The 14,215-nt window shown below is 48.4% G+C and carries 10 protein-coding genes; 4 read left to right on the top strand and 6 right to left on the bottom strand.

What is annotated here, in order from left to right:
* Positions 1-37: 37 nt before the first annotated feature.
* The gene (locus tag OZ401_RS06545; RefSeq protein ID WP_341467422.1) at positions 38-754 is read right to left on the bottom strand and encodes a Bax inhibitor-1/YccA family protein; all 717 of its coding nucleotides are present in this window, start codon (positions 752-754) and stop codon (positions 38-40) included.
* Positions 755-917: 163 nt separating this feature from the next.
* Positions 918-1,370: a hypothetical protein gene (locus OZ401_RS06540; protein ID WP_341467421.1), complete on the bottom strand. Its 453-nt coding sequence runs from the start codon at positions 1,368-1,370 to the stop codon at positions 918-920.
* 269 nt (positions 1,371-1,639) lie between these two features.
* Between OZ401_RS06540 and OZ401_RS06535 the strand changes: the two genes are divergently transcribed.
* Positions 1,640-2,122, top strand: a complete 483-nt coding sequence (locus tag OZ401_RS06535; RefSeq protein ID WP_341467420.1) for a MarR family winged helix-turn-helix transcriptional regulator — start codon at positions 1,640-1,642, stop codon at positions 2,120-2,122.
* Between the two features lie 17 nt (positions 2,123-2,139).
* Complete coding sequence (locus OZ401_RS06530) at positions 2,140-3,882, top strand: MDR family MFS transporter (protein WP_341467419.1); 1,743 nt, start codon at positions 2,140-2,142, stop codon at positions 3,880-3,882.
* Positions 3,883-4,511: 629 nt separating this feature from the next.
* On the opposite strand, the gene OZ401_RS06525 is transcribed toward OZ401_RS06530, so the two are convergent.
* The 4 genes from OZ401_RS06525 to pgi form a co-directional block, all read right to left on the bottom strand.
* On the bottom strand, positions 4,512-6,080 hold the full coding sequence (locus tag OZ401_RS06525) for a YifB family Mg chelatase-like AAA ATPase (protein WP_341467418.1): 1,569 nt from the start codon (positions 6,078-6,080) through the stop codon (positions 4,512-4,514).
* A 175-nt stretch (positions 6,081-6,255) separates the two neighbouring features.
* Positions 6,256-7,974, bottom strand: coding sequence for a Vgb family protein (locus tag OZ401_RS06520; RefSeq protein WP_341467417.1), 1,719 nt, complete (start codon positions 7,972-7,974; stop codon positions 6,256-6,258).
* A gap of 263 nt (positions 7,975-8,237) precedes the next feature.
* A complete protein-coding gene (locus OZ401_RS06515; protein WP_341467416.1) occupies positions 8,238-10,211 on the bottom strand; it encodes a Vgb family protein in 1,974 nt (657 codons plus the stop codon).
* A gap of 252 nt (positions 10,212-10,463) precedes the next feature.
* Positions 10,464-12,092 (bottom strand): glucose-6-phosphate isomerase, encoded by a 1,629-nt coding sequence (gene pgi, locus OZ401_RS06510; RefSeq protein WP_341467415.1) that lies wholly within the window; start codon positions 12,090-12,092, stop codon positions 10,464-10,466.
* A gap of 198 nt (positions 12,093-12,290) precedes the next feature.
* Here pgi and OZ401_RS06505 point away from each other — a divergent pair, with 198 nt between their 5' ends.
* Entirely contained in the window at positions 12,291-13,094 is an 804-nt protein-coding gene (locus OZ401_RS06505; RefSeq protein WP_341467414.1) for a DUF169 domain-containing protein, read from the top strand.
* A gap of 151 nt (positions 13,095-13,245) precedes the next feature.
* On the top strand, positions 13,246-14,211 hold the full coding sequence (gene hisG, locus OZ401_RS06500) for an ATP phosphoribosyltransferase (RefSeq protein WP_341467413.1): 966 nt from the start codon (positions 13,246-13,248) through the stop codon (positions 14,209-14,211).
* Positions 14,212-14,215 lie beyond the last annotated feature (4 nt).

Genomic DNA, 14,215 nt, shown 5'->3' with positions numbered 1-14,215 from the left:
GCCACTCTCAAACTATTTTTAATACTTCTATTCGGAATTAATCTCGCCCCTGTAGCGACATCAGGATTTGCAGAATAAAGAGGAACAGGTTCAGAATATCCAAATATATCCCGATGCTAAGCGCGATAGCATTACCGATGGTGTTCTGGCTCTTCTTAGCTTGCTGCACATCGAAGATGAGATAGAAGCTGAAAATCATCACCCCCGCGTACATTATTATGCTGTACAGCATTGTACTATGCAGGAAAATATTCAGCATACTTACGATCAGTAGCCCGATAACGGCTACGAAAAGGTATGGTGCAAGCCCGCTGAAATCGCGCTTAGTTGTCCAAGCGTAAATGCCAAGGGCAAAGGTAAGCGCACCTGTTACCAGTAAAGCTTGCACGATGATGCCGCTATAGCCCGCATCTGACAGAATTTGCATAGTAGGGGCAAGCAGCACACCGGACGAAAGAGCAAAACCGTATAATAGAATAAAGTTGATGGGCGTTCTCTCGCGCAGCACCATTGCACCGATCATGAAACCAATTTCAGCAATAATCCATAAAATCGAGCTACCCCGGCTCATATTGTAGGCGCTGTGCAAACCGTTCACGCCAAGCCATACGCCCCCGGCTGCCGCTACTATCGAGGTAGTGGTAAACCACATTACCTTCTGGATTAGGCTACTGCGATCCAGCGTAGTAGCGCCCGAATATACGGGTTGTCCTCGCCAAGAAGGCTGATAGTTGTTATTTTGGTTATTCCACATGATTTCTAACTCCTGATTTTAGTCTAGCTTGCAATTAATTAAGCTCTATTATAACAATATATAGCTTGGAATTGCATAAGAATATTCCAAATTTGCTGCGTTCAATTCACTTTTTCTACGTAATAAGCTGTTATTTTGTTTCAAACGATGGGAAGTTAGAATTTTAACGGGTAAGGGTATCGTTAGTGAGCCTGACAACCTTGATCTTGTTATCAATCACCACAATTTCCTGTACGCCTTCGACCTCATGGTTGTCGGCATCCATCGTAATCTTGCAGGTAATCAGGTTGGTAGCAAGGCTGCAATCAGACAAGGCGATTTGCATATTATCTTTTACCTGCTGCTGAATCCAGCTATCTATGTCAATGTACACATTCCAACTACCATCAGAAAGCGCACCGGTTTCAGGCTCATAGCGATTTTTGACCGAAACGTAAGAACGCTCATCAAAAAGGGAAGTAACGCCCACCACATCTCCTTGATTAAACAAGGTCTGATATTTATTAACGATTTCCAGCCCTGCCGGAACGGCTCTATTGACATTCTCATTGCCACAGGCAACCAGCAAGAGCATCAAAATTGGAAGCACAATCAAGAGAGTTCTAATTTTTTTCATTACTATCCTCCTTTCACTACAGGAGCAAGTACAAACGATGAAACAATCGAAGCGCTGTGATTGTTTAACAAACCAAAAGAATAGAAGTAGTTTAGGATTTAAATCGCGAATTTTCAAGACCTTTATTCTCCGATTAAGATAACCACTCGATAAAATGAGAATTGACAGAATCGTTTTTTATGATAGCATTTTTTACAGAAACGTTTTTATTAATAATGTTTTTAGTTCAAACGTTTTCGGCTCGGCAAACAAAAAACAGGAGAATAAAATTGGAAGGAAACCATTACCTGCCAGATTTTATAATGCGCTCTACCGGTTTTGTCCTGTATCAGGTAGCAGAAATTGGACGCACCCTTTTTTCCGATGCAATTACGCCGCTAGGAATTAATGAACAACAACTGGGAGTGCTAGGAGTGTTGGAAAGTTTTGGTCCGCAGGTTCAGGCACACCTCAGCCCGCCGCTTCGTATTGATAAGGCTAAAATGGTGGGGATTGTAAATGAATTGGAAGAGCGGGGACTGGTGCAGCGATTGCCACATCCACAGGATCGGCGGGCAGTGCTGGTGCATCTTACCGAAGCCGGAAAAGAGATGTTGCAACGCTCCGAAGAGGTAGTCAAGTGTTTCTCTGCCCAATACTTTGGAGTGTTCAACCCGGAAGAGCTGCGATTTTTTCATGAACTGCTGGTGCGTTTAGCCGATACCCATGCTCCACACGCCGATGCTTTGGCGGAACATCATAAAACAACTTGAAAGGATTCTGAAATCTAATGGAACAATCAACCTCAAAAGGGGCTGTAGTAGCCGTCCACCCGGACGGAATCGGGCGGCGGTTGCATGGTTTTGCACTGTTCAGTGTTCTTGGCGCATTGCTGCTGACCCTCTTGTTGGAGGCGCTAGATCAAACTATTATCAGCACCGCATTACCTAGAATTATCAGTACCCTACAAGGTTTTGACCGCTACACGTGGTCGTTAACGGCTTACGCGCTGGCATCTGTCACCGTGATACCGATCGTAGGCAAGCTCTCAGACCAATTCGGACGCAAATGGTTTCTAATAATCGGCTCGTTGATATTCTTGCTAGGTTCGGTGCTATCCGGAGCAGCGCAGACAATGGATCAATTCATCGTCTTCCGAGCCTTGCAGGGCTTCGGAGCAGGCACAGGTATTGCGCTGGTCTTTACGGTGGTAGGCGATATTTTCCCGCCATCAGAACGCGGCAAGTGGCAAGGGCTATTCGGCTCGGTTTACGGTATCGCCAACCTGATTGGACCTACCCTAGGTGGCTGGCTCACCGATAACGGACTACTTATGGGCGATTTGGTAACAGAAACTACCCGCTGGCGCTGGGTTTTCTATATTAACATGCCGATCGGATTCTTTGCCCTACTAGGACTGTTGCTTTATCTACCGGGAAATCTGTCCGAACGCAGCGCCATCCACACGGGTTGGGCAGCAATTCGCCGCATCGACTTTCTAGGGGCAATTCTGGTGGCAGCAGCTACAACCTGTTTGTTGCTAGGGCTAACATGGGGTAGCAACCAAACTTTTGAGTGGGGTTCAGTACAAGTGGTAGGCATTTTGATAGCCGCCGGGGTACTTTACTTGCTGTTTGTGGTGGCAGAACGATTCGTGCCAGACCCAATTTTACCGCTAAACCTTCTACGCAACCGCATTTTCACCGTAGCCTCACTGCTCTCGATGTTGCAGATGATGGTAGTAATCGGCTTGATTATTTACCTACCGCTCTTTCTACAGGGCATTTTGGGGGAATCCGCTACTAACGCGGGAGAGTTGATTACGCCCCTGACACTAAGTTCGGTGGTGGGCGCAATGGTAGCGGGTATGTTGGTGAGCCGCCTAGGGCGTTACGTGGTAATAACGATTATCGCTGGGCTGATTATGGCGTTAGGTGTGTTCCTGATCGCGCAGATGTCGCCCACCACCGCAATAATCGAAGCTGTATTCTTTATGATAATTGCGGGGTTGGGAATGGGACCGTTCTGGAGTATCCTGACGCTATCGGTACAGAATTCGTTGCCGCGTTCGCAATTGGGCGTGGGTACTGGAGCAGTGCGATTCTTCGGGCAACTAGGCGGAGTGCTAGGAATTGCAATTGTCGGAACGGTGGTAAATAACACCATGTCCAGTAATTTAACCAACAATCTCCCGGCAGATGCAGTGCGTTATTTGCCAGCGCAGGCTTTGCAATTTGCCACCAATCCGCAGGTACTGGTTAATCCTGCCGCACAGGATAAGGTTATACAAATGGTCAAAAGCTCTGCGGGTCCAAACACGCAGCAAAGCCTTGACCTACTAAATCAGGTTTTTGCTTCGGTTAAAACATCCTTTGCCGGAGCATTACAGCAAGGTTTTTTTGCGGTTTTGATTATAAGCGTGGCGACAATCTTGATTTGTTTCTTATTCAAAGAAGCGCCCCGTTCCGGTCAAAATCAACCGATAACTGCTGAAGCAGAGGATAAAGCAGAAGTCTCGCCCGGACTTTCCTGATTTGAGCTGAGTTGTTACAACGGAGATAAATGGGGGTGAGGCGACTTTACCAACCGCGATAAGGCAGCCAAACACAGATTAGGTGACAAAGTATCGCAAACCCCCAATTTGAGACAACCTGTGAATGGAGTTCTTCTATTCCAGTTACAACAAGAATAGTAGACAACCAGTACTGTTAGAAAGCAGCTAATAAAAGGGTGCTTAACAAAAATTACAGAACTTAACCTGACCTTTGTTGAATTGGTCGATGTGGCTTTTACAAGCAGTGGTATAATAATACCGTTAGTTGATCCTTTCAACTTAAAAATTATAACAAAGTGAAGCAATTCTCTTTGTTTTTCTTTTGAGATTCTTTCAGATTGTAGATAAACTTATTCAATCCAAAAGGAGGGAGTAATATGCGGAATACAATAGGTGAGCTAATCAAGGGTGTGGTAAACGGGTTCCTCAATATCTACCGGGGAATATTCCGAACTTTCCTATCATTCTTTAGGAGACCAGGTTATAAGGGTAGTTAATTTCAATAGTGTAATAGTAATCCAGATAAATTAAAATATTAGATATGCAAGGTCCGGTAAAATATACCGGGCTTTTTTTAGCACTCCACTATTGAGTAGCAAAAGAAGCAGTTACACTTGCTCTTTGCGGCGGTACTGAATAGCTTCGGCGATGTGAGCCGCCTGTATCGCTTCACTTTCGGAGAGATCAGCGATAGTACGCGCCAATTTCAGGATACGATGGTAGGCGCGAGCAGACAACGCCATTTGGCGGGTTGCCGCTTTAAGCAAACTTTCGGCGGCAGCATCGGTCTTGCAAAACGCCCGCACCTCGCCCGGTCCCATCTCGGAGTTAGTAAAAAGTCGACGTGGCGATTTGCCTTCCTCGATTGCAGGAGAACGATAGCTTTCGAAGCGTTGTAGTTGAATTTCGCGAGCGCGGGCTACCCGTGCACGTATGCGAGTAGATGGTTCGCCGAGGCGGGCATCAGCAAGTTTCTCATATTCCACTCTCGGCACTTCGATGTGAATATCAATACGGTCAAGTAGCGGACCACTCAGACGTTTTTGGTAATTCTGGATACGAGCGGGCGGACAGACGCATGCTTTTTGCGAATCTCCAAGAAAACCGCAAGGACATGGATTCATCGCACCAATTAGAATGAAGTTAGCCGGATATTTGACGCTGCCAGAGGCACGGGATAGCACCAAGGTGCGGTCATCTTCCAACGGTTGCCGTAACTGGTCGAGCATTTGCTGTCCGAATTCCGGTAATTCGTCCAGAAACAGCACACCGCGATGAGCCAGACTGATTTCACCCGGACGCGGGAAGCGACCCCCTCCCACCAAACCCGCCGAGGAAATCGAGTGATGCGGTGAGCGGAAAGGGCGCTGTATCACCAATGGCATATCAGAAGGCAATAACCCGGAAACGCTGTAGATTTTGGTCACTTCCAGCGCCTCATCAATGGTCATAGGTGGCAAGATTGTGACCATAGTACGTGCCAACAGCGTTTTGCCTGAACCGGGAGGTCCTGACATAAAAACATTATGTGCACCGGATGCTGCAATTTCCAACGCACGTTTAGCGTGTTCTTGCCCTTTGATGAGGCTGAAATCGTAGCGTGAATCCTCTTCATGATTTTTTTGCAGCAGAGTGAAGTCACTCTTGAGTGGGATGATAGCATGCCGCCCTTCGAGATGCGCCGCCAGTTCGCTTAGAGTCGCCACCGGGTAAACCGCTACGCCCTCCACCAATGCTGCTTCTTTTGCATCTACCGCAGGCACAAAGATACGCCGGATACCGTGTCCCTTCGCCACCGATACCATCGGCAACACGCCGTCGCTGTGGCGCAGCGACCCGTCAAGACTCAATTCTCCCAGAAAAATAGCATCGGAAAGGTCGCCATAGGCGCCTTCGGTGGCAGAAAGCAAAATACCCACCGCGATGGGCAGGTCGTAAGCGGGACCTTCCTTGCGAACATCGGCAGGTGCAAGGTTTACCACTACCCGTTTGTTGCCGGGAAAATAGCCACCGCTATTCTTGATAGCAGCCCGCACCCGTTCGCGTGCTTCTTGCACTGCCGTATCAGGCAAACCTACCATGGCAAAGAAGGGGTTACCGTTAGCGGTATCCACTTCCACTTCTACCAGAATGCCTTCCAAACCGAGCAAGGCGCAGGTGTAAACTTTGGCAAGCATACGGCTATTCTTCCGTTTCTTCTCAATTTTTTTGGTTAGGTTGATTCAATCTTAGCACGGGGTTTAGGGTGTTGCAATCTATTTTAACAAACAGCTATTTCAGGGGTTGCGTTTGAAATAAAGACAAGGGGCGCAACCCCTTGCCTTAACACCTAGTTGAGTTGCTTACTCCAAACTAGGAAACGGTCACGATGGTACAAGCGCGTACTTCGCTCTTTAGCCCGTGCGCCACAAACGAGTACGATCCGCTCGCCAACCCTGTTGTGTCAAAGCTGGCAGAAATCTTCCCGTTCTCATCCGCCCACACGTAGCCTAAATCTGCACTCTTTTCATCCGGTCCCGTGTACCATAGCACTACCTTCTCGTTCGGGATGAACAGTTCCGCGTTGACCGCTACCTTATCTCCTGCTTTTGCAGTTGCAGGCGTAAGCGTCTGAATCGTGTCTTCGTTCACATCTAGGTTGCTTTCCCCGAAGATTACGCTCACCTTGTTGCTGGTAGCTTGCTCTCCTCTCACTTCGTCAGCATAAGTCACCTGTATTCTGAAACTCAGTTCCGTTCCTGCGGTTGGCAGATTATCCGGGTTTGGTTTCAACACAAGGCTACCCGATACGCTCGACCCATTGTCCAATTGTCGCAACTCTACTCTCACCGAGGTAGGAGTGACCTTTGTGACCCACATCCCGCTATTGCCGAAGTTGGCGTAATCCAGCAAGATTGTCGGTTCGATTGGCACTTCAAACGAGACGAAACCTGCTCCGCCCGGTCCAAAGTTTTTCAGCTTGATACTCAAGTTCAAGCGAGTATCCGCGCTTATCCCCGCTACATGGTCAGGGGTAAGTGACAAGGTCGGCACGATTTCGGCGGTGGTAGGTATTGCCTCTGCCACCCGCATTTTGTCAACCTTACCGCTATTATACGAGGGGAACCAGATGTAGCCATCCGAACCCGCCGCCATCCCCCAAGGTGAAAATTTTTTGGTGGGGATATCGTATGAGTTGAGAACACCGGCGGTGGTAATGCTCCAAATCTTGTTGCCGTAATAATCTGGAAACCACAAATTCCCATCTGCCCCTACCGTGATTTGCCCAAACGTGTCAGAATCCACATCGGGGATATCATATTTGGTGACTTCGTGGGTGTAAGGGTTAACCTTCGCCACCCCATAGTAATAGTCGCTGTACCAGATATTCCCGTCCGGACCTGTCACAAGAAATATAGCATATGAACCTGATGGAAGCGGATATTCGGTGATATCGCCGGAGGTGGTAATCCTGCCAATCTTCGAGTAATCATATTCTCCGAACCACAGCGCCCCATCCGGTCCCTTGGTGATGCCATAAGGTAATGCCCCCGAAGATGGGACATTATATTCGCTGAATGCGCCCGAAGTGGTAATTCTGCCGATCTTGTTGGCCTCATGTTCTGTGAACCACAGAGCCCCATCCGGTCCCGCCGTGATGGCATAAACATTAGCCCCCGAAGTTGGGATGTCATATTCGGCGAGCACAACCCCCGCCGTTGACATCTTGGCGATTTTGTTGGCGTCATACTCGACGAGCCAAATATTCCCGTCAGGTCCAGCCGTGATAGCGTCAGGACACGAGCCTGCTGGCATATCGTATTCAGTGATTACGCCAGAATTAGTAATCCTGACGACCTTGTTGTCGTCACAAACTGCGAACCACATCGCTCCATCCGGTCCCTGTGTGATGGTTTCAGAACCAGAAACCGCTGTTGGGACATCGTATTCGGTGATGGTGTAGAGACTTTCGGCACGGGCGGTGCGGAGGGTGGCAAAACATGCCATTAGGGCAGTTAGTAGCAATAGCAACACAGTTCCTATTGCTAGAGCGTTTCGTTGGGACAAGGATTTACTGCTCTGCATAGCCATAACTCCCTTCTGCTCTGATCTCACTATGACCAAAGCATTTTAGATTTGAGCACAAATGAAGCCTCATTAATTTTATTAAACCAACATTACTAATTCCATTACCTCTCTATTAATGTTTATTAATTAACTGGCATTAATAGTTGTGGTTTTTGTTTTTTATTAATTTAGGTTTAATCTTTCTAGTCTTGAGTTGGTAAATTTGTCACAAAAAAAGAACCCCGGCATTGCTACCGGGATTCTTGAAGAACCAGATTATTATTAAGCTATTCGGCAGTGACAATCACGATAGTACAAGCCTGAATGTTACTGCGTTGCCCCTGCGCTACAAACGAGTACGACCCGCTTGCCAGCCCGGTAGTATCAAAATTGGTTACGAGTTTGCCGTGCTCATCCGACCAGACGTAGCCCAAATCCACGCTCTTGCCATCCGGTCCAGTGTACCACAACGGTACTTTTTCACTGGGTAGGAACACATTTGCGCTGATCGCTACCTTATATCCCGCTTTTGCTGTTACAGACGTAAGGGTTTGTCCAGTGATGGTGACAATAGTACATGAGCGTACCTCACTTTTCAGCCCATGCGCCACAAACGAGTAAGAACCGCTCACAAACCCGGTGGTATCAAAGTTAGTGGCAATCTTACCGTTCTCATCCGCCCATACGTAACCTAGATCCACACTATTGCCGTCGGGACTGGTGTACCACATTGTTACTTTCTCGTTCGGGAGGAACACATCCGCGCTGATCGCTGCTTTCTCCCCCACATTGACCGTTATCGGTGCAAGGGTTTGAAGGGTATCTTTGTTCACATCAAGGTCGCTTTCCCCAAAGGTTACGCTCACCTTGTTGCTGAAGCTATGTTCGTATTGCACCTCATCCGAGTAGTTGACCTGAATTTTGAAACTCAGTTCCGTTCCTGCTATCGGCGGGTTTTCCGGATTCGGTTTCAACACTAGGCTACCTAGTACGCTTGCACCAAAATCCAATTGCCGTAACTCTACACGAACAGAGGTGGCTGAAATCTTTGAAACCCACAACCCGCTATTTCCGAAGTTAGCGTAATCGAGTAGGTAAGTAGGTTCGATTGGTACTTCAAACCAAGCGTAGCCTGCCCCACCCGGTCCAAGATTCTTAAGCTTGATACTCAGGGTAAGGCGATTATCCACACCCGTTCCGGCTACGCGGTCGGGAGTAAGCGATAAGGTCGGCACGATTTCGGCGGTAGTAAATTTCTTCGGAATTACCCTCATTTTACTAACTTGGCTAGCATCTGCTTCGGTGAACCAAACGTACCCATCCGAACCGGCAGCAATGCTATAAGGCCACGAAGCCGCAGTGGGAACGTTGTATTCGGTGATGTCGCCGGTAGCGGCTACCATCGCAATTTTGTTACTACTACCCTCGGTGAACCACACATTGCCATCAGGTCCTTTGCTAATACCATAAGGACCTGAGTTTAAAGTAGGAATATTGTATTCGGTGATGTCGCCGTAGGGCGTAATCATACCGATTTTGTTACCCGCAAACTCAGTGAACCACAGATTCCCATCCATCCCAACAGTAATGCCCTCAGGGTTGGAGTTCGGAGTGGGGATGATGTATTCGTTGAGGACTACGCCGGAAGTCGAAATCTGACCGATTTTACCAGCGGTATATTCAGCGAACCACAGATTCCCATCCGGTCCAGCGACAATTCTAGTTGGACCGGAACCTGCGGGAGCATCATATTCGGTGATGTCGCCCGTGGTAGTAATTTTGCCAATCTTATTAGCATCATACTCAGTAAACCATAGATTATTATCCGACCCAACAGTGATGCCATAAGGACCAGAGGCTGTGGTGGGAAGGGCGAATTCTGAAATGACCCCGGTTATCGTAATCTTGCCGATTTGGGCAGTACCATACTCGGTAAACCACAGATTCCCGTCCGGTCCGGCTATGATACCCTCAGGCTCAGAACCTGCGGTCGGGATGTCATATTCAAAAATATTACCAGAATTAGTAACTCTGCCGATCTTGTTACCTTCATACTCGGTGAACCACATCGCCCCGTCCGTACCTGCCGTGATGAACTCAGGGCTAGAGATAGAGGTGGGAGTGCGGTATTCGGTGATGGTGTACAAATTCTCAGCACGAGCAGGAGTGATAAAACATGACATAAATGTCGTGAGCATTAGTAGAAACGCCATTGCTATTGCTAGAGCGTTTCTCTGAGACAGATATTTACTGCCTAGCATCGCCATAATTCCTTTCAGCTCTGATTGCACTTTGATCAAGGTGTTAATATGAGCAAATCTTTTAACCTTTCTAATTCTATTAAACCAGTATTACAAAATTCATTACTGTACTATTAATGTTTATTAATAGTGATAGCTTATATGCCTGTTTTAATACGTGTTTAACTAATAATGTGAAATAGTTGGGCAGTAAAAAAATTCCCGGTGGTGTCACCGGGAATCAAGGAGCAGTATATAAATTTCAGAGGAAGGTTAGACCCTTTTTTGTACGCGGTAGCGCCGAATCAGAGTATTAGTAGAGCTATCATGTGGCAGTTCCGGCTCTTCGACACTGGTGAGTTGCGAGATAATGCGGCTTGCCAGCGCTTTGCCCAGTTCCACACCCCATTGGTCGAAAGAGTTGATGCGCCAGATAGTGCCTTGCACAAACACCTTGTGCTCGTAAAGCGCTACCAATTCACCCAACGCCTCCGGAGTCAGGCGCGGCAGCAACAGCGAATTGGTAGGATGGTTGCCCTCGAAAATGCGATGCGGTTCTTGATAAGCTGGCACACCTTCAGTATGTACCTCACTGGCGGTTTTGCCAAAAGCCAGCGCCTCGGTCTGCGCGAAGTAGTTAGACATCAGCAGGTCGTGGTGATTGCCCATCGGATTCAATGATTGGGAGAAACCGATGAAATCGGCGGGGATTAACTTAGTGCCTTGATGGATAAGCTGGTAATAAGCATGCTGCCCATTGGTTCCGGGCTGCCCCCAGATAATTGGACCCGTCTGGTAAGTAACACGGTTTCCATCCAAGTCAACGCTCTTGCCGTTGCTCTCCATATCAAGTTGCTGTAGATACGCGCTTAGACGACCAAGATAATGGTCGTAGGGTAAAATCGCCACCGTTTCCGCACCGAAGAAGTTGTTATACCAAACACCAATCAGAGCCAATAGCACCGGCATATTCTTTTCAAATGGCGTAGTACGGAAATGGGTATCCATCGCGTGGAAGCCCGCCAGCATACGGCGGAAGTTATCCGCTCCAATCGCAATCATTAGCGAAAGCCCGATTGCCGAGTCATAGGAATAGCGCCCACCAACCCAATCCCAGAAACCGAACATATTGGCGGTATCTATCCCGAATTTGGCAACTTCCGCCGCGTTGGTAGAAACCGCCACAAAATGGCTTGCCACCGCCTTTTCGTCACCGAGCGTTCTCAACGCCCAGTCGCGAGCGGTATGCGCGTTTGTGAGAGATTCAACGGTGGTGAAAGTCTTGGAAGATATAATGAACAGCGTTTCGGCAGGGTCAAGATCATGAGTAGCTTCCGCGAAATCAGTACCATCAATATTGGAAACGAAACGGACATTGAGATGGCGCGCGCTGTAGTGGCGTAAAGCATCGTAAGCCATTACAGGTCCTAGATCTGAGCCACCGATACCGATATTAACCACATTACGAACAGGTTTACCGGTAAAACCTTTCCATTCCCCACTACGTACTCGCTCTGAAAAAGCCGCCATTTTATCCAGCACCGCATGTACTTGCGGCACCACATTTTCACCATCCACCAGCACAGTGGCATTGCGAGGCGCGCGCAATGCTACATGCAGTACCGCTCTTTTCTCGGTAACATTGATTTTTTCGCCGGTAAACATTTCTTCGATGCGCTTTTTCAAGCCCGAATCTTCGGCTAATTGCAGCAACAGTTTGATAGTTTGAGCGTTCAGGCGGTTTTTGGAATAATCTAAATATATATCTTCAGCCTCAACAGTGAGGGTAGAACCGCGTGAGGGGTCAATGGCAAAAAAATCGCGCAGGTGAGTGTCTTTTATCTGCCTGTAATGGGCTTCGAGCGCTTTCCAGGCAGGGGTTTGAGTTAGATTAGTGCTCATTTCCAGTATCCTTTCGTTCCATTTATAAGCCCTGAAGCATTATATAACATTCAGCCTCAGAGTTTATCAGACTTCGGGCGGAAAATCGATTCGACTTCAAATCCGTAGTCCTTGCTACTGACCGTGCTACTCTATGGGATTAGCATTTCCCTACTATCGAATTTATTTTCACCCGATGGTAAAGAAAGGATATAGATAATGGGGGTCGAAAATACTACGCCTGCGCCCTACGAAGCGTTGGATCGCGAAACGGTGAGCCTTAAGTACGTCTATGACATTATAATGGATAAGATGAAGGTGGAACGTCGCCCGGTTGCCATCACCTTCTGCGAGGATGCACCACCAGAGGGTTACGAGGCTCTGAACGAACCCGCCTGTACCCTGATTAAGGAAGGCTCAAGCGGACGCAAGGTATATGTGGATAGCAGCAACAACGCCTGCTTTGTGGGCTTGTACCACACCGGTATGCACCCCGGCATGGACATGATTAAGGATGGCAGTTATCTCACCATGTCGCAGGGCATGTTCACGGCAGAAGGGGCGCGTATCAACAAAGAGACTACCCCCAATCTGCCGCAAGGACAGTACAAAGCGATTGCCGCAGCACCCCTGAACGAAGTGCCGGAGGGTGTGCCAGTGCATCTGCTGGTGGTGATTTGCGACCCACAACGCGCTATGATGATTTCGGGGGCAGCGTTAGCCCGTGCCGGTAGTTTGCCCTTTGGCGAGGTAGGATGGTCGGTATGTAGTTCGCTCTACGCGCTGCCCTTCCACAATCGCCGTAGCATCTTTACCATTGGGGATGGCGGCGGACGCATCCACAACAGCCTGAAGCCAAGCGAGCTTTTCGCCGTAGTACCAGCTAAAGATATGAAATACATCATCGAGATGATCGAGAACTTTGCGATAAACGCGGTAGATATGCGCAAAGAAGTCATGCCCGGTGTGTACGCCCGTATGCGCCATGCCGGTCCTCCGCCGGGTGTAAGCCAAAATTCTTAGATTTTTTAGGACAAGGGGCATCACCTACGCCCCTTGTTTTATTTCATAATCGTGGTTGAGGCTGGCTTGAAGCAGTGCTACCATTAGTGTAAAATTGCTCAGGTGTTAGGGTAGTACAAACAATATTATTTCGCCGGGAGTGATAACAAAAATGGTTGAGCTGCAAGCGGGTTTAAGGAACAAGCCCCTCAACCTGACCATGTTGAACGGGAGTGCCAAAGTGAAGTTAGCCTCAAACTCGAATAACCAAGAAAAACCGCGCCTGCGCCTTGCCATCCAGAAAGAAGGTCGCCTGACCGAGCATACTCTATCGCTTTTGCGGAGTATCGGGTTAGAATTTGATAGCTACAAGCAGCGTCTGTTCAGCACCGTCAGTAATTTTGAACTGGACATTATGTACACCCGCGATGATGACATCCCGGAGTATGTTGCCACTGGTACTGCCGACATCGGCGTGGTGGGGCAAAACCTACTCTACGAAGAGGGCGTAGATGTGGAACAGGTGCTACCGATGGGCTTCGGGCATTGCTCACTGGTAGTAGCAGTTCCCAAAGAGAGCGGCATCACCGATGTGCAACAGCTTCACGGCAAGAAAATTGCCACCAGCTATCCCAAATCCGCCCACAAGTTGCTGCGACAGTACGGCATTGAGGCGGAAATTATAACCTTGAGCGGTGCGGTGGAACTTGCCCCAAATCTGGGGTTGGCAAACGCGATTGTGGAAATTACCGCTACCGGCAGCAGCCTTATTCTCAACGACCTAGTCGCGATTGAGGAAATACTGCAAAGCGAGGCGGTGCTGGCAGCCAACAGAGAATCGCTGGCGCATCCCTACAAAGCGCGCAATATCAACCGCTTACAGGTGCGTATTAAAGCCGCGCTGGCAGGTAAAGAGTACAAATATGTGGTGATGAATGCCCCTAGAGCCGCACTGGAAAATATCAAAAGAGCTGTGCCGGGCTTGAAAAGCCCCACCATTGTGCCGCTAGACGACCCGGATTGGGTGGCAGTACACGTAGCGGTTACCGAAGAAGCCTTCTGGGAAGTGATGGAACGGCTGAAAGAAGCGGGCGCAGGTGGTATTTTGGTAGTACCAGTCGAGAAAATCTTGATATAAGGTA

It is taken from the genome of Candidatus Chlorohelix allophototropha (assembly GCF_030389965.1).
Taxonomy (GTDB): Bacteria; Chloroflexota; Chloroflexia; order Chloroheliales; family Chloroheliaceae; genus Chlorohelix; species Chlorohelix allophototropha.
The sequence above is the reverse complement of the archived record's forward strand: the minus strand, read 5'-3'. Positions and strand labels throughout refer to the sequence as shown.

Excerpts from the sequence above, each read along its gene's own strand:
- OZ401_RS06545 (WP_341467422.1), bottom strand. The coding sequence starts at position 754 with ATGTGGAATAACCAAAATAACAACTATCAGCCTTCTTGGCGAGGACAA.
- OZ401_RS06540 (WP_341467421.1), bottom strand. The coding sequence starts at position 1,370 with ATGAAAAAAATTAGAACTCTCTTGATTGTGCTTCCAATTTTGATGCTC.
- OZ401_RS06530 (WP_341467419.1), top strand. The coding sequence starts at position 2,140 with ATGGAACAATCAACCTCAAAAGGGGCTGTAGTAGCCGTCCACCCGGAC.
- OZ401_RS06525 (WP_341467418.1), bottom strand. The coding sequence starts at position 6,080 with ATGCTTGCCAAAGTTTACACCTGCGCCTTGCTCGGTTTGGAAGGCATT.
- OZ401_RS06520 (WP_341467417.1), bottom strand. The coding sequence starts at position 7,974 with ATGGCTATGCAGAGCAGTAAATCCTTGTCCCAACGAAACGCTCTAGCA.
- OZ401_RS06515 (WP_341467416.1), bottom strand. The coding sequence starts at position 10,211 with ATGCTAGGCAGTAAATATCTGTCTCAGAGAAACGCTCTAGCAATAGCA.
- pgi (WP_341467415.1), bottom strand. The coding sequence starts at position 12,092 with ATGAGCACTAATCTAACTCAAACCCCTGCCTGGAAAGCGCTCGAAGCC.
- OZ401_RS06505 (WP_341467414.1), top strand. The coding sequence starts at position 12,291 with ATGGGGGTCGAAAATACTACGCCTGCGCCCTACGAAGCGTTGGATCGC.
- hisG (WP_341467413.1), top strand. The coding sequence starts at position 13,246 with ATGGTTGAGCTGCAAGCGGGTTTAAGGAACAAGCCCCTCAACCTGACC.